This is a genomic window from Oceanihabitans sp. IOP_32, assembly GCF_009498295.1.
Lineage (GTDB): Bacteria > Bacteroidota > Bacteroidia > Flavobacteriales > Flavobacteriaceae > Wocania > Wocania indica.
Genome location: NZ_CP040813.1, coordinates 1,682,506 through 1,700,508, shown reverse-complemented (window position 1 = coordinate 1,700,508; position 18,003 = coordinate 1,682,506). Strand labels below are relative to the sequence as shown.

Here is an 18,003-nt window from a genome sequence, read left to right as displayed (position 1 = left end):
CATGTCGGCAAAAAACATCAGATTAGAAGTCATGAAATTTATAGAAAAAGATGTGGATTCTTTAATAGAAAAATATCTAATTCCTGTAGAAAAAATATGGCAACCATCCGATTTTTTACCCAATTCTGAAGGCGAGCATTTTTTTGATGAATTGAAAGAAATACGAGAATTATCAAAAGAATTACCTTATGATTTTTGGGTCGTTTTAGTTGGCGATATGATCACCGAAGAAGCGCTGCCAACCTACGAATCTTGGCTTATGGATGTTGAAGGTGTAGATCAAGTAGACGGGGAAAACGCTTGGGCAAAATGGGTGCGCCATTGGACAGGTGAAGAAAACCGCCATGGCGATGTGCTTAATAAATACCTATATCTTTCTGGGCGTGTAAATATGCGCGAAATTGAAAAAACCACACAACACTTAATTGCCGACGGTTTTGATATTGGTACCGATAGAGACCCTTATAAAAACTTTGTCTATACCAGTTTCCAGGAGTTAGCCACCTATGTATCTCACAATCGAGTGGCAAAACTTGCTAAAGACAAAAGCAATAAGCAACTCGCTAAAATGTGTAAAATTATTTCGGGCGACGAGATGCGCCACCACCATGCTTATTCTGAGTTTGTAGAACGCATTTTTAAAGTAGACCCCAGCCAAATGATGATGGCTTTTCATTATATGATGAAACAAAAAATAACCATGCCGGCTCATTTCTTAAGAGAATCGGGCAATCAAATAGGTACGGCTTTTGAAGAGTTTTCAAATACCGCACAGCGCATAGGCGTATACACCTCGAGAGATTATGTAGAAATCTTACAAAAACTAATTAACCGTTGGGAAATTGATAAAATTACCAACCTAACAGACGAGGCAGAAAAAGCAAGAGATTACTTAATGAAACTGCCAAGTCGCATGTTGCGTTTGGCTGATAGAATTAAAATTCCTGAAAACTCTTTTCAATTTAAATGGGTAGAACCCGCGGTTGTTAGATAACATACCATTTTAATTTAGAAACAAATTCCCTTCTTAACCGAAAGGAATTTTTATTTTTATATCATGTACAATTCTGAAGACATCATACATCAAACCATAAGCTTTGTTAAAGAAACTCTTGCAAATGCCGAGGGCGGGCACGATTGGTTTCACACCTTAAGAGTATACAATAATGCCCTGCTTATCTCAAAAAATGAGGACGTTGATGATTTTGTAGTGCAATTAGGGGCATTACTACATGATATTGCCGATAGCAAGTTTAATAATGGCGACGATACTATTGGTCCTAAAAAAGCGCGAGATTTTTTATCTAAAATACATGTAGATTCAGCAGTTATTGAGCATGTTGTAAAAATTATAGAAAACATATCGTTTAACAAGTCTTTAGAACATGAGCAAGCCTTTAAATCCAAAGAATTAGAGGTTGTTCAAGATGCCGACAGACTAGATGCTATTGGAGCCATAGGTATTGCACGTTGTTTTAATTATGGCGGTTTTAAAAACAGACCCCTTTATAACCCAGAGATTGCGCCTAAACTCAACCAGACTAAAGCGGAGTATAAAGCATCTACTGCACCAACCATTAATCATTTTTACGAAAAACTATTGTTACTTAAAGATAAAATGAACACCAAAACAGGCCAGCAAATTGCAGAAGCTAGACACATCTACATGTTGGGTTTTCTTGAGCAGTTTTATGCCGAGTGGCTTGGTAAGCTATAGTTCTTACTTTGTAAATTAATATATTTTCCAATTAAAAATTTACTTAGAACAGTATAGATTTTTAAAACATAAACATGTTGTTTTTAGCACCTTAAATATAATTTCGCTGGGAAGTCTCACAGGTTTTTGAAACCTTTGAAGACTCTAAGGCAAAAGAAATGATTGGTTCTTATGGTGTACTCTATAAAACTGTTAACATTCTCATAAGTCTATTGGGTTTTAAATCGTTTTGTATTAGCTTTAAGCTTATGAAAAATCTAATCATTCTTATGGCACTTATCACCTCTTCTCCTGGCATTATCTTTAATTTTGGAACTCAGAACCACACCGAAACATGGCGTATTGTTAACGATGGTGTTATGGGTGGCTTGTCAACCTCCAGTATAACCGAAAATAAAAACACGGTTCTTTTTAAAGGCGAAACCTCTTTAGAGAACAATGGTGGTTTTGCAAGTATAAGAACCCTTATCGAAAAAGGCAGTTTAAAAAATTGTAAAACCATGACAATACGTTTTAAAAGCTCTAGCACCGATAGAACTTTCGGGCTTTCGCTTAAAACCTCTCAACGCTATTACGTGCCTTATCATAAATTTACGTTTAAACCAAAATCGGGCGACTGGGAAGTTTTAAAAGTTAATATTTCCGAATTTAAACATTACCGCATTTCAGAAATTATTGGCGATAATATGCCGCTTGATGTATTACCTGAAGTCTTCAACATTGCTTTAATTGTGAGCGATAGTAAAGCCGGGGCTTTTGATATTGAAATTGATTATATAAAATTTGAATAAGATTTTTAAATTAATTTTTTTATAATATTAAAGTGTTTAAACGGTGCGTATTTAAGAGGTATATCAATCCAAGTAGGACTTACTACTACCGCCTTTCTATTGGTAAAAGCAAGAAAGCTATCTTTTCCATGATACTTCCCCATTCCGCTATTTCCCACACCCCCAAAAGGTAAATCGTGATTAATTATATGCATAAGCGTATCGTTTATACAAGCCCCACCAGATGAGGTTTGGGCTAACACACGCCTTCCCGTCTTAGATTTGCCAAAATAATATAGCGCCAAAGGTTTTTCGTTTTTATTGATGTAATTTATAGTCTCATCCAGATTCTCAAACTCCATTACTGGCAAAATAGGTCCAAATATCTCGTCTTGCATTACAGCAAAATCAGGGTCGACCTTATCAATAATTGTAGGCGCAATAAACTTTTCTTTTCTATCCATTTGTCCGCCCGAATGAATTTCCCCTTGTTTTAATAAGGCCTCTAATCTATCCATGGCCTGTTCATTTACAATACGCGGGTAAAACCGGCTCTCTTTTATATTTTCGCCATACATCACTACGATGTTTTGGGCAATTTTGTCCAGCAACTCTGCTTTTATAGTTTTATGGGCAAATAGATAATCTGGGGCAATACAGGTTTGGCCAGCATTAATGAGCTTACCCCAAGCAATACGCTTTGCAGCAACATCAATATTGGCATCTTTATCAACAATACAAGGACTTTTTCCGCCCAACTCTAATATTAGGGGTGTAAGGTGATCGGCAGCAGCCCGCATCACCACTTTGCCAACCTTAGGGCTTCCAGTGAAGAAAATGACATCAAAACGCTTATTAAACAAAATGGTATTGGTCGCTCTTCCGCCTTGTACGGTATTAATATATTCTGGAGCAAAACTATCTGCAATCATCTCCTCTACAACTTTGGCCGTATTGGGGGCTCTAGGCGAAGGTTTTAAAACGCCACAGCAGCCCGAAGATATGACTCCAACTAGCGGGTTAATAAGTAATTGAAATGGATAATTCCATGGGGCTACAATTAAAGCAACCCCTAAAGGCTCATATACAACCCTACTTGAAGACGGCAACACGTGTAAAGGTGTAGCGACACGCGCTATTCTAGTCCAGTTTTTCAAATGTTTTATATGATTATCAATTTCGCTGTTCACTAAACTAATTTCGGTTAAGTAGGCTTCTTCTGGCGATTTATGTAAATCTTTCCATAAAGCCTCTTCGATTTTAGTTTGATATTTTACTATGGCGTTTTTGAGTATTCTAAGCTGTTTTAACCTAAATTTAACCGATTTGGTTTGATTTGTGGCAAAAAATACTTTTTGATTTTCTATAAGTTCATCTACGATGTGTTCGGCTGTATCGTTCATAAAAATATCGTCTTTTGAAATTGTTATTTTTGGTGACCCTTAAAGTGTTCCATGGTTTTATAAATTCCTAAAAGCTTACCCGCAAACCAGTCGAACACGCTAACAGGCATAATCGCCTGTCCTAATCGTGTCAATCTGTAAATATAACCCAGTATAGTTAGCATTTTTTGGTTTTTCTCAATGGCTCTTACAATGGTGAGTGCAGCGGCTTCTGGATCTAAAATGGGTATTTTTGATTTTACACCGTCAAACATACCTGTATTAATATAATAGGGCATTACGGTTGTTACTTTTATATTCTTTTGCAATTGATTCATTTCAATACGTAAGGTATCAGACCATCCAATTACAGACCATTTACTCGCAGCATAAACCGACATTTTCGGGTTTGAAATAAGCCCTCCAGAAGACGCTATATTACAAATATGGCCAGAGTTCTGCTCTATCATATCGCCAATAAATGCCTTGGTTACGTGCATGGGCGCCTCGGCATTTATAGTCATAGTTTTAGTAATATCCTTGGTGCTGTGCTCATGAAAAAACTTGCCAACAACAATTCCCGCATTGTTTATAAGCACATCAACCTTAGCAACATCGGCTTTTACTTGTTTTGCAGTATCTTCAATTTTTTGAATATTAGAAACATCTATTTGATACCCGTAAATGTTACCTTTTTTAGCGAACTCGGTTATAGTTTCGTCAATTTTTACCGCATCAATATCCCAAATAACCACATTGGCACCACGCTCTAATAGTAATCGTGCCATAATTTTACCAATCCCAGCAGCACCACCCGTTATTAAAACTGTTTTCCCGAAAAGGTCTGTCATAATGCTATAATTTGATTGTTTTTTTAAATTAAACCAACATTTAGTTTTTCCAGAATACTTGCTAGCCTATTATCAAACGGGCTGTAATCCTCGATCAAGAAGCACAACCAGCTAATTAGAATCTCTTAGCCTAACATGAGGAAGTAAAAAACACCAATAAGGTTAAGTAAATGGTCTAAAATTCAAGTGGTCGTTTATGGGATTTATCTCTAAAATTCTTTACTATAAATTGAAAAGCTATCCCTTAAGCTCCAATGTGTTTAAAACAGTACTTATCCCGTTATCGGGATGAACTACCTACTTCTGCTTTCCGTTTACCACGATTACAATCTCGCCTTTTGGAGGTTTGTTAGTATAATGTTCTAAAACATCTTTAGTTGTCCCTCTAATAGTTTCTTCGTATAATTTGGTGAGTTCTCGAGAGACCGAAACTTGTCTGTCTTCACCAAAATACTCACAAAATTGCCCTAAAGTTTTCACCAATTTATGCGGACTCTCATAAAAAATAAGCGTTCTGGTCTCTTCGGCTAAAAGTAATAAGCGTGTTTGTCGGCCTTTTTTAACTGGTAAAAAGCCTTCGAAAACAAACTTATCGTTTGGCAAACCAGAATTTACTAAAGCTGGTACAAAAGCTGTTGCTCCAGGTAAACAATCTACTTCAATATGGTTTTCAATACAAGCTCGTGTAAGTAAAAACCCCGGGTCGGAAATCGCTGGAGTACCCGCATCGCTAATAAGGGCCACTACCGTGCCTGTTTTTATTTTTTGAATCACACTATCGGTCGTTTTATGCTCGTTATGCATGTGGTGTGATTGCATTGGCGTGGAGATCTCATAATGTTTTAAAAGCTTTCCTGAGGTACGGGTGTCTTCGGCCAAAATTAAATCGGCTGCCTTTAATACATCAATAGCTCGAAAGGTGATATCCTTTAAATTTCCAATAGGTGTAGGTACAATATAGAGTTTACTCATGTAATTATAATTACTACTGTGTTATAGTTTGATTTATTTAAGGGCTATTTCTTTGCTTTTTCAACCGTAACAGATAAAAGAATAACAAACCATGCATGCCTGGCATTAAAATTCACAAAAAGACCTGACAAAAATTAAAGTCGCAATTTTTTTATGCTGATAGCCCTACGCCAAAAACCAGTTGTTTTAAACAAATTTATTCTCGATAATTTGCATAAAGCGTTCTTCAAATTCCTCTTTACCTTGCCAATTATTGTAATCTGGTTTTACTAAGTCCTGTAGAAATTCTTTAGATTCTTCAAACGAATTCAGCGTATTAAGTTGCGATATAACACGATCGTAATCTTCACTTTCACCATTAAACAAATGCTTGATAAAGGCGATTTTATCGTTGAGTCCAACATGAAGACCGCCATTTTTAAGAATGTCATTTAACGATTTTCTACTGCCAGAGTGGAGATTCGACACCGGCACAAAAACTGGTGTTTCTTCAAATCCAGCTGTAAGTGTTTCAAAATCCTTGTTAACCGGTTTTGAGTTTGATGTCGCTTCTTCAAAAAGCATATCGGCCTGCAAACTTTCTTGTGGCATTTGGGCAACCATATCTTTAATAGTTTCCATTAAAGGTTCTGTTATGGGTTCGTTTTCATCCTCATCAAGATTCACATATATCTTGTCTTCTACCTCAATATTATCGCTCACTTTATTATTAAAAGCACTGTCTAACATACCAAAAAAGGAAGAATCGTTTCCTAGAGATGGTAAATCGTCTTCAAAATTATCTTGTGCAAATTTAAGCACCGATAGTTTTTCATGAAGTGCGACAACCTCTGCATGCATTTTCAAAACATCTTCTTTTCCCTTTAGCTTCAATATTCTATGTGCAATACTTATGAGCTCTGCCTCTAACTTCTTCTTCATCATTTATATTTTTATATTATTACTATTTAGATTTTTGTTTTTAATAAATTTGCATCACCTTTATACAAACAAATAAAAGTTTACATACTAAACCAACAAATTAGTGTGAACAAAAATTTCAACGTTAAAATTACGAAATGTTTCTTGAAAACACTGTAAATCATAAAGAACAATTTGGATGGATTGAAGTTATTTGCGGCTCCATGTTCTCTGGAAAAACCGAAGAACTTATCCGTAGGCTTAAGCGCGCACAGTTCGCACAACAAAAAGTTGAAATATTTAAACCTGCTATGGATGTGCGTTATGATGATGATTTAGTCGTTTCTCACGATGCCAACAAGATTCCCTCAACCCCTGTTCCCGCTGCAGCTAATATCCCCATTCTTGCGGATGGTTGCGATGTGGTTGGTATAGATGAGGCTCAGTTTTTCGACGATGAGATTGTACGTGTTTGTAACGATTTAGCCAATAAAGGCGTTCGTGTTATTGTTGCCGGACTAGATATGGATTATAAAGGCAACCCTTTTGGTCCCATGCCTAATTTAATGGCAACAGCAGAGTATGTGACAAAAGTACACGCTGTTTGCACCCGAACAGGCAATTTGGCGCAGTACAGTTATCGCAAGTCTAAGAATGATAATTTGGTATTACTGGGCGAAGTAGACGAGTACGAGCCCTTAAGTAGAGCTGCGTATTATAAAGCCATGATGCGCGATAAAGCTAGAAATAAAAACACCGAAGACGCTAAATCACCTCCTAACAAAACCAACCAGAACAACAATGCGTAAGGCACAAGAAACCACCCTTGAAATCGATTTAAAAGCACTTAAACATAACTTCGAGCATTTAAAATCTAAACTCGATTCTAACACTAAGTTTCTAGCTGTTGTTAAAGCGTTTGCTTACGGTAGCGATGCCTGTGTAATAGCAAATTATTTACAAGATCTAAAGGTCGATTATTTTGCTGTAGCCTATGTAAATGAAGGCATTGCATTAAGAGCAGCTGGTATTACAACACCTATTTTGGTCTTGCATCCTCAAGCCGTAAATTTTAAAACATGTGTCGCACATTGTTTAGAGCCTAGCTTGTATAGCAGTAAAATTTTAAAAGAATTTATAGGTTTCGCTTCCGCGGAAAAACTCCATCAGTACCCCATACACCTTAAATTTAATACCGGCTTAAACCGATTGGGATTTGGTGTAAATGATATACATGGTATCGCCTCACAACTAAAAAAATCGGCTGTAGTAAAAACAAAATCTATCTTTTCGCATCTCGCAGCGAGTGAAGATTTAAACGAAAAAGAATTCAGCTTAAACCAAATACAATCCTTTAAAACCATATCTGAAAAATTCGTAAAGGCCGTAGGCTACAAACCCATGCTGCATATGTGTAACACGTCTGGTATATTAAATTATCCCGAAGCCCATTTCGATATGGTTAGAAGCGGTATTGGTTTATACGGTTTTGGCAATTCTACTGTAGAAAACAAAAATTTAAAACCTATTGCTAGTTTAAAAACAGTTATATCTCAAATACACCATATCGACAAAGGAGAATCCGTGGGTTACAACCGTGCATTTAAAAGTGAGTTGCCAGTAAAAACGGCAACACTTCCCATTGGCCATGCCGATGGTATTGGTCGACAATATGGTAAGGGTAAAGGCTTTGTAACCATTAACGGCCAAAAAGCTCCCATTTTAGGCAATGTTTGTATGGATATGATTATGGTAAACATTACCAACATTAATTGTGAAGAGGGTGACGAAGCCATTGTTTTTGATGCCCAACACACCTCTGAAAATCTAGCAGAAACCGTAAACTCTATTTCTTACGAACTTTTAAGCGCCATTTCTCAACGTGTAAAGCGTATTGTTTTAAAATAGTTTGTTAAATTAGTAATCTATTAACCAAAACAAATAATCATGCTAAAAGAATTTAAAGAGTTCGCCATGAAGGGCAACCTTATAGACATTGCCGTAGGTTTTGTAATGGGTGCCGCTTTTAAAGAAGTAGTCACTGCCTTTACTGGAGGTATAGTTTCACCGTTAGTGGGCTTAATTTTCGAATCAGACTTTAAAGCTCTAAAATTAAAATTAAAAGACGGCACCTTAAATGATGCTGGAGAGATGGTTGGCGAAGTATTTTTAGAATACGGTACATTTTTAACCCATGTTATCGATTTTATAATTGTAGCTTTTGTAATGTTTATGCTCGTAAAAGGGGTTAATAAAATGAAAAAGAAAGAAGAGCCAGCACCTGAAGCTCCTGCTGGACCTTCTCAAGAAGACTTGCTAGCAGAGATTAGAGACTTACTTAAAAATAAATAAATTTAAAATAATTCGCTTTTTAATAATATATCCGCAAAAAAGGCCTCAAATTCAATAATTTGAGGCCTTTTTTGGTATCAATAATAGAAATATTACCTAATTTTACCAATTAATTTTAATAAATCAAACCGATGAAAGTAGCCATTGTAGGTGCCACAGGAATGGTTGGCGAAGTCATGCTAAAAGTATTAGCAGAACGTAATTTCCCTATTACTGAATTATTGTTAGTAGCTTCAGAGCGTTCTGTGGGCAAAACACTAAAATATAAAGATCAAGAGCTTACCGTAATAGGCTTAGCCGATGCGGTTAAAGCTCAACCCGAAATAGCGATTTTTTCTGCTGGTGGTGAAACCTCATTGGAGTGGGCGCCCAAATTTGCAGAAGCTGGTACTACAGTTATAGATAACTCTTCGGCGTGGAGAATGGATCCTAATATTAAATTAGTAGTTCCAGAAATTAATGCCCACGTGCTTAGCAAAGAAGACAAAATTATAGCCAACCCCAATTGCTCAACCATACAAATGGTAATGGCTTTGGCACCGCTTCACGAAAAATACAAGATGAAACGCATTGTAGTTTCTACTTACCAATCGGTCTCTGGAACAGGGGTTAAAGCCATAAAACAGCTCGAAAACGAAATAGCTGGTATTAATGGCGAAATGGCCTACCCTTACCCTATTGGCAAAAATGCTTTACCGCATTGCGATGTTTTTTTAGACAACGGTTACACTAAAGAGGAAATGAAATTAGCACGCGAGCCTCAAAAAATATTTGACGATAATAGCTTTTCTATAACCGCCACCGCCGTTAGAATTCCAACTTCTGGAGGACACTCTGAAGCCGTAAACGTGCAGTTTGAAAACGATTTCGATTTATCTGATGTTCGTAAAATGATTCATAACACTCCAGGTCTGGTTTTACAAGACAATACCGATACAAATACCTATCCTATGCCAATTTATGCACACGATAAGGATGAAGTATTTGTAGGCCGACTTAGAAGAGACGAAACACAAGCCAATACTTTAAACCTGTGGATTGTAGCAGATAATCTGCGTAAAGGTGCCGCCACCAATACCATACAAATCGCAGAGTATTTAGTTAAAAATAAGCTCGTTTAAATTTATATTTTTAGAATTATAAAAAGCTCTTGTTGTATTGCAAGAGCTTTTTTTTTGATTTAATCTTGATTAATAAATGCCATCTCGTAATGGGTTGTAGAGAGCCTCATGACGGTTTTAAAAACATAGTCACTAACTTGTTTAAGACCTTCAATATTTATTAAGTCTAAAGTATCTTCAGGCGTGTGGTAGTGAGGATGTGCACCCGTATGTATCCCTAACACCGAGATTCCCTTTTTATAAAAAGATACGTGATCCGATCCGCCAACAGCGCCCGCATGTACAATAGGCGTTAAATTTAAAGACTCACCTAGATTTTGCATCAAATTTACAACATCAGGAAATGTACCCGCACCACCCATATAAACGTGTTTTTCGGGGTTTAATCGCCCCACCATATCCATATTAATCATCAGCTTAATTTGAGACAGAGGTACTAAGGGATTTTCAACAAAAAACTGACTTCCCAGTAAGCCTTGCTCTTCGGCACCAAAAGCTATAAAAATAATGCTGCGTTTTAAACGGTGTTTTTCACTTATTAACTTTTCAGCAATTTCTAATAAAGCTGCTGTTCCGCTCGCATTATCATCAGCGCCATAATGAATTGTGTTTCTTTTATCAGATCTTGAAGATGGCCCACCTAGTCCCAAATGATCGTAATGCGCACCCAAAACAATAAATTCATTTTTAAGAGCAGCATCGTTACCTTCAATAAAGCCAACCACATTGCTTGTTTTTACAATAGGTTTTTTATCCAACCCCTTTTCTACTCGAAGCCTCGCTCTAAATTTTTGAATATATCCCAAATCAAAAGCAGAAACTCCCATTTTTTTTAAGTCCTTTTTTAAATAACTAACAACACGCCTATTGGACCGTCCACCAGGAAATCGACCAGCATTACGCTCAGAAGTTAAAAACTCAAGATGCCCTTGTAGTTCATTTTCTGTAATCTCAACTTGAGCGAATCCATTAAAACTTAGGCTCGCTACCCATAAACAAAAAAATATAGATTTCATGGTTTATTGTGTTTTTAAGCCCCTAAATATATAACTACTTGCTATAAAATCTAATCTGTTTTCCCTATTTTTGAAGATTAAATCATTTTAATTAATTATGAAAAAACTATTAACTAGTCTTTTAGTACTTACAATTTTTGTATCGTGCAAGAAAGAGGACAAGAAAAATGCTGTTGCCGTGAATTATCCTGAAACAAAAACAGTCGATACAGTAGACAACTATTTTGATGTTGAGGTTAAAGACCCTTATCGTTGGTTAGAAGATGATAGAAGTGCCGAAACCGAAGCTTGGGTAAAAACACAAAATGAAACTACCAATGCGTATCTTGAAAACATCCCATTTCGCGACGATTTAAAAGACCGTTTATCTACGCTGTGGAATTATGAAAAAGTTGGAGCTCCTTTTATTGAAGGCGAATACACTTATTTTTCTAAAAATGATGGCTTACAAAACCAAAATGTGTACTATAGAAAAAAAGAAGATGAAGACGCCCAAGTGTTTTTAGACCCGAATACCTTCTCTAAAGACGGTACAGTATCTCTAGGAAGTGGTTTAAATTTCTCTAAAGACAGTAAGTTTCTCGCCTATTCGATCTCTGAAGGCGGTAGCGATTGGAGAAAAATTATTGTTATGAATCCCGAAACTCGAGACATTATTGAAGACACGCTTATAGATGTTAAATTTAGTGGTATGTCTTGGTATAAAAATGAAGGTTTCTATTACTCTAGTTATGACAAACCAAAAGGTAGTGAGCTTTCTGCAAAAACCGACCAACACAAATTATACTATCATAAGTTGGGCACCCCACAAAAAGAAGATGTTGTTGTTTATGGTGCCAAACCAGAGGAAAAGCACCGCTACGTTTCTGGCTATGTCACTGAAGATAACCGTTATTTGTTAATCTCTGCAAAAACATCAACATCGGGTAATAAACTCTTTATTAAAGACCTGTCTAAACCAAATAGCGAATTAAAAACTATTTTAGATCACACCGATAGCGACACCTATTGTATTGAAAATGAGGATAGCAAACTGTTTCTAGTTACCAATTTAAATGCGCCAAACGGAAAAATAGTTACTGTTGATGCCTCAAATCCAATTCCAGAAAATTGGGAAGATTTTATTCCAGAAACCGAAAACGTTTTAAGTCCTTCAACTGGAGGTGGCTTTTTCTTTGCTAAATACATGGTCGACGCTATTTCTAAAGTAAAACAATATAACTATAACGGTGAATTGGTTCGAGATATTGAGCTTCCAGGCTTGGGTACCGCCAATGGTTTTAGCGGTAAAAAGAAAGACACCGTATTGTATTATTCGTTTACCAACTACAACACACCTTCTAGTCTGTACGCATTAACGCCAGAAACTGGAGAAACCACATCGTATTGGAAGCCTGCTATCGCCTTTAATAGTGCAGATTACGAGTCGAAGCAAGTGTTTTACACCTCGAAAGATGGAACTAAAATTCCTATGATGATTACGCACAAAAAAGGGTTAGAGCTTAATGGAAAAAACCCGACTATTTTATATGGTTATGGTGGTTTTAATATTAGCTTAACACCTTCTTTTAGCATCCCTAATGCCGTTTGGATGGAACAAGGCGGCGTTTATGCTGTTCCAAATTTACGTGGTGGTGGTGAGTACGGAAAAAAATGGCACAATGCAGGCACGCAACTTAAAAAACAAAATGTATTCGATGATTTTATTTCGGCAGGCGAGTATTTAATCGAAAACAATTATACATCATCTCATTATTTGGCTATTCGAGGCGGCTCAAATGGTGGCTTATTAGTGGGTGCCGTAATGACTCAACGTCCAGATTTAGCCAAAGTAGCCTTACCGGCCGTTGGTGTTTTAGATATGCTACGCTACCATACATTTACCGCCGGGGCAGGATGGGCTTACGATTATGGTACTGCCAATCAAAGCAAAGAAATGTTCGAATACCTAAAAGCGTATTCTCCTGTACATAATGTAAAAGAAGGTGTTGAGTACCCAGCAACCCTAATCACTACGGGCGATCACGACGATAGAGTGGTTCCAGCTCACAGTTTTAAATTTGCTGCCGAATTACAAAGCAAGCAAACAGGAACCAACCCAACCTTAATTCGTATTGAAACCGATGCAGGTCACGGTGCTGGTACTCCAGTAACTAAAATTATTAATCAATACGTAGATATTTTTGGCTTTACGCTTTTTAACATGGGTATAGAATCACTAGCAAGTTCTAAAGAAGAGTAATACCAAATTAACAATACGACATTTCAAAATTAAATTGGTCTAAAAATTTAATACAGACCATATATTATTTAAAATTCGCCCAAAAATTGGGCGAATTTTTTTTACTATTTTTATACTTTTTATAACCTTATGCTTCAAGTAAAAAACTTAACATTTTCTTATAAAAAAACACCTGTTTTAAAGTCCATTTCTTTTAAAATAAACGCTGGTGAGCACGTTGCACTTATTGGAGAAAGTGGCTCTGGTAAAAGCACCATCTTAAAACTTTTATACGGCACATACGATTTAAACACAGGTGAAATATTCTGGAAGGATAAAGAAATTCTAGGACCAAAACACAATCTTATTGTTGGCCCAGAGTATATGAAATATGTTGCTCAAGAATTCGATTTGATGCCCTTTATTACTGTCGCAGAAAATATTGGCGCGTTTCTCTCTAACTTTTATCCTGAAGAAAAAGAAAACCGTATTGATGAACTTTTAGAAGTTGTAGAATTAACTTCTTTTAGAAATGTATTCGTTAAAGAATTAAGTGGCGGACAAAAACAACGTGTGGCTTTAGCTCGAGCTATAGCCAAACAACCCGAAATAATTTTACTGGATGAACCTTTTAGCCATATCGATAATTTTAAAAAACAATCGTTAAGACGTCGCCTATTTAAATACCTAAAGACCCACAATATAACTTGTATTGTAGCCACTCATGATAAAGATGATGTGTTAGCGTTTTCAGACCGTATGATGGTTTTAGATCAATGTAAAATTATAGCCAATAACACACCTGAACACCTTTATAAAAATCCTCAAAATAAATTAATAGCTTCTTTTTTTGGAGAATTTAATGAGATTAATAATCAAATTATTTATGCACACCAGCTTAAAGTAGTTACCACATCCAACATAAAAGCCGTTGTAAAACAGTGCTATTTTAAAGGGCATTATTATGTGATTGAAGCCCTTTTCAATGGAAATAACATCTTTTTTGAGCACCCATTTTTCTTAGAAAAAAACCAAGAAGTATATTTATCTATAGCTTCATAACTCTAATGTTTTGCTCTAAACATTAATGCTCAAAAAAAGCCAGAACGTTCAGGCTTCAAAGTATATTATTTTAGTGTGCGCTATTAACCATTCAACTTTTTTTCAGCTAAATTTAAAGAAATAGCAGGGCACTGTTTTAGCTTAACTTTTTTACAATTATTGTTTTCGCAAGTTCTCATAGCAAATTAACAATTCGGCATTTCAAAATTAAATTGGTATAACCCAGGTTTTATGAGCTGTATTGACGGCCAATTTGCATGAGGGCTTATTTTTTTTTACATTTGCACCTTCGGGTTTTCATGCACCCCCATACAAAGGCGACAATCGGAATGCCTTTACAACCATTGTACTAGTATTTTTAATTACAAATGGTATCTAAATAATTTCCAAGCATATTTAAAAAAATAAGTAATGTTTGATGCTTTAATTTTTAATGGTTACAAAATTCGTTCTGTCCAGAACCGTATTGCTGGCTTTGCAACACCTAAGCGTTTTACTCAAATTGAACGCGACAACCTTAAAGCGCATCAAAAAACTCTTCACATGCCATTTTCTTCAGAACTCAATAAACTAAAGGATTTCATTAAGCTTAACCCTACTTTTAAAATTTCAAAAAAACCATTACAAGGTTTTTATTTAATTGTTTTGCTCGTACAGAACAAAAAAAATTGGGTAACATAGAGTTATCGCCCCTCTCTTCTATCGTAAGGATTCTGTATTACACATTATCCCGATAATTTATACTTATAATTAACCGCTAATTCATTTTTATAAATAGCATAGCTATATGTTTAAAATAATTACTTATTTAAAATTTTTAAAACCCTTTAACTTTACATTTCTAAGTTTTATACTATCTGCACCAGCCATAGCTCAAGACAAACCGAAAGTAAAAATTGGTGGTGCATTACGGTACAATTATAATTTATCGTCTTGGAAAGATGGACAAAAAAACCGTGGTGGTGATTTTGGCTACGATGTATTTAGGCTAAATGCAGAGGCTGCTTATAAAGGACTACGCCTTAATGCTGAATATAGATTTTATGCTGAAAATTCTGGAGGGGACTTCCTAAAACAGGGCTGGATAGGTTATAGTTTTAATGCACAAAATCAAATTCATATTGGTTTAACTCAGGTGCCTTTTGGGCTTCAACAATATAATTCTAACAGCTATTTTTTTAGCTTAGCCTATTATGCTGGTATGGAAGACGATCACGATATGGGCATAAAATACATTCATAATGATGAAAAATTTGAATATCATTTAGCTTTTTTTAAAAATGCTGAAGAATTAAAGTTTGGCAACAACAGCGAAACTTCTCCAAGTCGCTACGCTTACGATATTACTGGTAGAAACAAGGAAGTCAATCAGTTTAACGGAAAATTTGTCTATAAATTTGGAGAAAACGCTACAAGTAGATTAGGTATCTCTTTAGAATATGGTGGTTTATATAACCTAGATACTGAAGACATGGGAGATCGCGCTGCCCTTGCTGCTCACTACGAAATTACTCTTGGCAAATGGAATGCTAAAACTCAATATATTACGGCCTCGCACAACCCCAAAAATGCTGTTGGTCAATCTAGAGATGTGATTTCTATGGCGGCCTACGGAGCACCTTATGAAGTCGCGGCAGATTTTAACATGTATTCCTTAAGTATTGCCAGAAACCTGCCTTTAGAATGGGGCCCTTTAACAAACCTCCGGTTTTATAATGATTTTGGATACATGCAGAAAAAAGCTAATGGCTTTACAGACTCTTATATGAATGTTACTGGGGTTTTAATTACGGCAGGAAATTTATACACTTATATTGATTATGCTGCGGGTTACAACCACTCTTGGTTAGGAGGAAATTTTGTTGACGATTTTTCTAAGGGCAATCCAGAGGCCAAATGGGAAGCGCGTTTTAACATCAATTTGGGTTATTATTTTTAAGAACAATACAATAAATCAATGCGTTTTAAGCGCAACAACTAGATAACATAAAAAATAAAATGCTATATGGCTAAGAAAATTATAAGAAGTGACGAAAAAAAATCCAAATTCGGATTAGAAGTTAATGGGCCCGTCTTTTTTACATCGGCAATTACCATTGTTATTATCATAACTTTGGTCCTATTATTTGAAGAAAAGGCTGATAAATTTTTCTCAGATACCCTGAGTCTAATATCTAATAATGTAGGATGGTTTTTTATTCTATCTGTAAATATTTATCTGGTATTCATGGCCTATTTAGCCTTCAGTAAATTCGGGAAACTAAGAATTGGAGGGCAAAATGCAAAACCCGAATTTAAAACACTATCTTGGTTTGCCATGCTATTTAGCGCTGGTATGGGTATAGGTTTATTATTTTACAGTATCGCAGAACCTATTTATCATTTTGCAAATCCACCAATGGCAGAGGGTGGCACCGTAGAAGCTGCAAAAGAAGCCATGAGCTTTACTTTTTTACACTGGGGATTTCATGCCTGGGCAGCCTATGCTTTAGTGGGCTTATCTCTAGCTTATTTTACCTATACTCGAGGGCTTCCGCTTACCATTCGATCTGTTTTTTATCCCTTTTTAGGCGATAGAATATACGGTAGAATTGGAGACGCCATCGATATCTTTGCGGTTTTAGCAACCTTATGTGGTCTTGCAACCTCTTTAGGGGTTGGGGTACAACAAATTTCGGCGGGTTTAAATCATCTTTTTGAAATTGATAGCGGCGTACAAACACAAATACTTTTAATTCTGGGCATTACTGCTGTAGCCACTATATCTGTAGTTTTAGGAGTAGATAAAGGCGTGAGGGTTTTAAGTGAATGGAATATGAGGATTGCCGTTTTATTACTTATAATTGTTGTTATATTAGGTCCTACGATATTTATCTTTCAATCCTTTGTTCAAAATACAGGAAATTATTTATCTAGTTTTCTTGAAATCTCAACTTGGACAGCCAGTTACACCGAAACCGATTGGCAGAATGCTTGGACTATCTTTTACTGGGGCTGGTGGATTGCTTGGTCGCCTTTTGTAGGGATGTTTATTGCGCGTATCTCTAAAGGGCGCACCGTAAAAGAATTCGTTCTTGGTGTGTTATTAGTACCGTCTATAGTTACATTTTTCTGGATGACTGCTTTTGGTAGTACGGCTTTACACGACGCCCTGCTGGGAAGTGAAATTGTAGTGAATGCCGTTAATAACGATGTTGCCACTGCACTTTTTGTGTTTTTAGAAGATTATCCGTTTACATTTATTCTTAACATTGTAGCAATCGTTTTAATTACAGGATTTTTTGTAACCTCATCTGATTCTGGTTCTTTAGTCGTAGATAGTTTAACAACCGGTGGTAAAATTGATGCCCCTGTGGGACAACGTATTTTTTGGGCATTTGCCGAAGGTGGCATTGCAGCAGTACTATTGTTAGGCGGTGGTTTACAAGCCTTACAAACCGCAACGGTTGTAACGGGTTTACCCTTTGCCATAATTTTAATCATCATGTGTTTTTCGCTGTATAAAGGCTTGAGTGAAGACCTCCAAGAACTTAAAAAGCGAGAATCCAGAAAAGAGCTTGAAAACTACGAAGAAATTGTATCTACTATTGTTAAAAAACGTAATATTACCCCTCAAAAAACCTTAAAAGAATCTTAAGC

At 36.2% G+C, this 18,003-nt stretch carries 16 protein-coding genes; 11 read left to right on the top strand and 5 right to left on the bottom strand.

Annotated elements, in window-relative coordinates:
• The first annotated feature begins 1 nt into the window (after position 1).
• The 3 genes from FEZ18_RS07055 to FEZ18_RS07045 all read left to right on the top strand — a co-directional run bounded on the left by FEZ18_RS07055 (position 2) and on the right by FEZ18_RS07045 (position 2,508).
• A complete protein-coding gene (locus tag FEZ18_RS07055) occupies positions 2-994 on the top strand; it encodes an acyl-ACP desaturase (RefSeq protein ID WP_153269072.1) in 993 nt (330 codons plus the stop codon).
• 63 nt (positions 995-1,057) lie between these two features.
• Positions 1,058-1,717: an HD domain-containing protein gene (locus FEZ18_RS07050; RefSeq protein ID WP_153267673.1), complete on the top strand. Its 660-nt coding sequence runs from the start codon at positions 1,058-1,060 to the stop codon at positions 1,715-1,717.
• 248 nt (positions 1,718-1,965) lie between these two features.
• Positions 1,966-2,508: a CIA30 family protein gene (locus FEZ18_RS07045; protein ID WP_194269527.1), complete on the top strand. Its 543-nt coding sequence runs from the start codon at positions 1,966-1,968 to the stop codon at positions 2,506-2,508.
• 5 nt (positions 2,509-2,513) lie between these two features.
• On the opposite strand, the gene FEZ18_RS07040 is transcribed toward FEZ18_RS07045, so the two are convergent.
• The 4 genes from FEZ18_RS07040 to FEZ18_RS07025 form a co-directional block, all read right to left on the bottom strand.
• Positions 2,514-3,890 carry an aldehyde dehydrogenase gene (locus FEZ18_RS07040; protein WP_153267671.1) on the bottom strand — a complete coding sequence of 459 codons (1,377 nt, stop codon included), beginning with the start codon at positions 3,888-3,890 and terminating at the stop codon, positions 2,514-2,516.
• Positions 3,891-3,913: 23 nt separating this feature from the next.
• On the bottom strand, positions 3,914-4,720 hold the full coding sequence (locus FEZ18_RS07035; RefSeq protein ID WP_153267670.1) for an SDR family oxidoreductase: 807 nt from the start codon (positions 4,718-4,720) through the stop codon (positions 3,914-3,916).
• A 297-nt stretch (positions 4,721-5,017) separates the two neighbouring features.
• On the bottom strand, positions 5,018-5,692 hold the full coding sequence (gene rsmI, locus FEZ18_RS07030) for a 16S rRNA (cytidine(1402)-2'-O)-methyltransferase (protein ID WP_153267669.1): 675 nt from the start codon (positions 5,690-5,692) through the stop codon (positions 5,018-5,020).
• A 186-nt stretch (positions 5,693-5,878) separates the two neighbouring features.
• Positions 5,879-6,616, bottom strand: a complete 738-nt coding sequence (locus FEZ18_RS07025; protein WP_228122902.1) for a hypothetical protein — start codon at positions 6,614-6,616, stop codon at positions 5,879-5,881.
• A 134-nt stretch (positions 6,617-6,750) separates the two neighbouring features.
• Between FEZ18_RS07025 and FEZ18_RS07020 the strand changes: the two genes are divergently transcribed.
• The 4 genes from FEZ18_RS07020 (at position 6,751) to FEZ18_RS07005 (ending at position 10,065) form a co-directional block, all read left to right on the top strand.
• Positions 6,751-7,401 (top strand): thymidine kinase, encoded by a 651-nt coding sequence (locus FEZ18_RS07020; protein WP_153267668.1) that lies wholly within the window; start codon positions 6,751-6,753, stop codon positions 7,399-7,401.
• Entirely contained in the window at positions 7,394-8,500 is a 1,107-nt protein-coding gene (gene alr, locus FEZ18_RS07015; RefSeq protein ID WP_153267667.1) for an alanine racemase, read from the top strand. The genes FEZ18_RS07020 and alr overlap by 8 nt, the downstream gene beginning before the upstream one ends.
• A gap of 39 nt (positions 8,501-8,539) precedes the next feature.
• Complete coding sequence (gene mscL / locus FEZ18_RS07010; protein WP_153267666.1) at positions 8,540-8,944, top strand: large-conductance mechanosensitive channel protein MscL; 405 nt, start codon at positions 8,540-8,542, stop codon at positions 8,942-8,944.
• A 131-nt stretch (positions 8,945-9,075) separates the two neighbouring features.
• Entirely contained in the window at positions 9,076-10,065 is a 990-nt protein-coding gene (locus FEZ18_RS07005) for an aspartate-semialdehyde dehydrogenase (protein WP_153267665.1), read from the top strand.
• A 59-nt stretch (positions 10,066-10,124) separates the two neighbouring features.
• On the opposite strand, the gene FEZ18_RS07000 is transcribed toward FEZ18_RS07005, so the two are convergent.
• Positions 10,125-11,081 carry a M28 family metallopeptidase gene (locus FEZ18_RS07000; RefSeq protein WP_153267664.1) on the bottom strand — a complete coding sequence of 319 codons (957 nt, stop codon included), beginning with the start codon at positions 11,079-11,081 and terminating at the stop codon, positions 10,125-10,127.
• Positions 11,082-11,178: 97 nt separating this feature from the next.
• Between FEZ18_RS07000 and FEZ18_RS06995 the strand changes: the two genes are divergently transcribed.
• From FEZ18_RS06995 to FEZ18_RS06980, 4 genes are all read left to right on the top strand, one after another.
• Positions 11,179-13,323 carry a prolyl oligopeptidase family serine peptidase gene (locus tag FEZ18_RS06995; RefSeq protein WP_153267663.1) on the top strand — a complete coding sequence of 715 codons (2,145 nt, stop codon included), beginning with the start codon at positions 11,179-11,181 and terminating at the stop codon, positions 13,321-13,323.
• A gap of 129 nt (positions 13,324-13,452) precedes the next feature.
• Positions 13,453-14,364, top strand: a complete 912-nt coding sequence (locus FEZ18_RS06990; RefSeq protein ID WP_153267662.1) for an ABC transporter ATP-binding protein — start codon at positions 13,453-13,455, stop codon at positions 14,362-14,364.
• Between the two features lie 787 nt (positions 14,365-15,151).
• Complete coding sequence (locus FEZ18_RS06985) at positions 15,152-16,303, top strand: hypothetical protein (RefSeq protein ID WP_153267661.1); 1,152 nt, start codon at positions 15,152-15,154, stop codon at positions 16,301-16,303.
• 66 nt (positions 16,304-16,369) lie between these two features.
• Complete coding sequence (locus tag FEZ18_RS06980; protein WP_153267660.1) at positions 16,370-18,001, top strand: BCCT family transporter; 1,632 nt, start codon at positions 16,370-16,372, stop codon at positions 17,999-18,001.
• Positions 18,002-18,003: the final 2 nt, after the last annotated feature.

Bases quoted from the DNA above. Each gene is read 5' to 3' on its own strand.
- FEZ18_RS07040 (WP_153267671.1), bottom strand. From the start codon at position 3,890: ATGAACGATACAGCCGAACACATCGTAGATGAACTTATAGAAAATCAA.
- mscL (WP_153267666.1), top strand. From the start codon at position 8,540: ATGCTAAAAGAATTTAAAGAGTTCGCCATGAAGGGCAACCTTATAGAC.
- FEZ18_RS07050 (WP_153267673.1), top strand. From the start codon at position 1,058: ATGTACAATTCTGAAGACATCATACATCAAACCATAAGCTTTGTTAAA.
- alr (WP_153267667.1), top strand. From the start codon at position 7,394: ATGCGTAAGGCACAAGAAACCACCCTTGAAATCGATTTAAAAGCACTT.
- FEZ18_RS07025 (WP_228122902.1), bottom strand. From the start codon at position 6,616: ATGATGAAGAAGAAGTTAGAGGCAGAGCTCATAAGTATTGCACATAGA.
- FEZ18_RS07020 (WP_153267668.1), top strand. From the start codon at position 6,751: ATGTTTCTTGAAAACACTGTAAATCATAAAGAACAATTTGGATGGATT.
- FEZ18_RS07035 (WP_153267670.1), bottom strand. From the start codon at position 4,720: ATGACAGACCTTTTCGGGAAAACAGTTTTAATAACGGGTGGTGCTGCT.
- rsmI (WP_153267669.1), bottom strand. From the start codon at position 5,692: ATGAGTAAACTCTATATTGTACCTACACCTATTGGAAATTTAAAGGAT.
- FEZ18_RS06995 (WP_153267663.1), top strand. From the start codon at position 11,179: ATGAAAAAACTATTAACTAGTCTTTTAGTACTTACAATTTTTGTATCG.
- FEZ18_RS07045 (WP_194269527.1), top strand. From the start codon at position 1,966: ATGAAAAATCTAATCATTCTTATGGCACTTATCACCTCTTCTCCTGGC.
- FEZ18_RS06980 (WP_153267660.1), top strand. From the start codon at position 16,370: ATGGCTAAGAAAATTATAAGAAGTGACGAAAAAAAATCCAAATTCGGA.
- FEZ18_RS06985 (WP_153267661.1), top strand. From the start codon at position 15,152: ATGTTTAAAATAATTACTTATTTAAAATTTTTAAAACCCTTTAACTTT.
- FEZ18_RS07005 (WP_153267665.1), top strand. From the start codon at position 9,076: ATGAAAGTAGCCATTGTAGGTGCCACAGGAATGGTTGGCGAAGTCATG.
- FEZ18_RS07055 (WP_153269072.1), top strand. From the start codon at position 2: ATGTCGGCAAAAAACATCAGATTAGAAGTCATGAAATTTATAGAAAAA.
- FEZ18_RS07000 (WP_153267664.1), bottom strand. From the start codon at position 11,081: ATGAAATCTATATTTTTTTGTTTATGGGTAGCGAGCCTAAGTTTTAAT.
- FEZ18_RS06990 (WP_153267662.1), top strand. From the start codon at position 13,453: ATGCTTCAAGTAAAAAACTTAACATTTTCTTATAAAAAAACACCTGTT.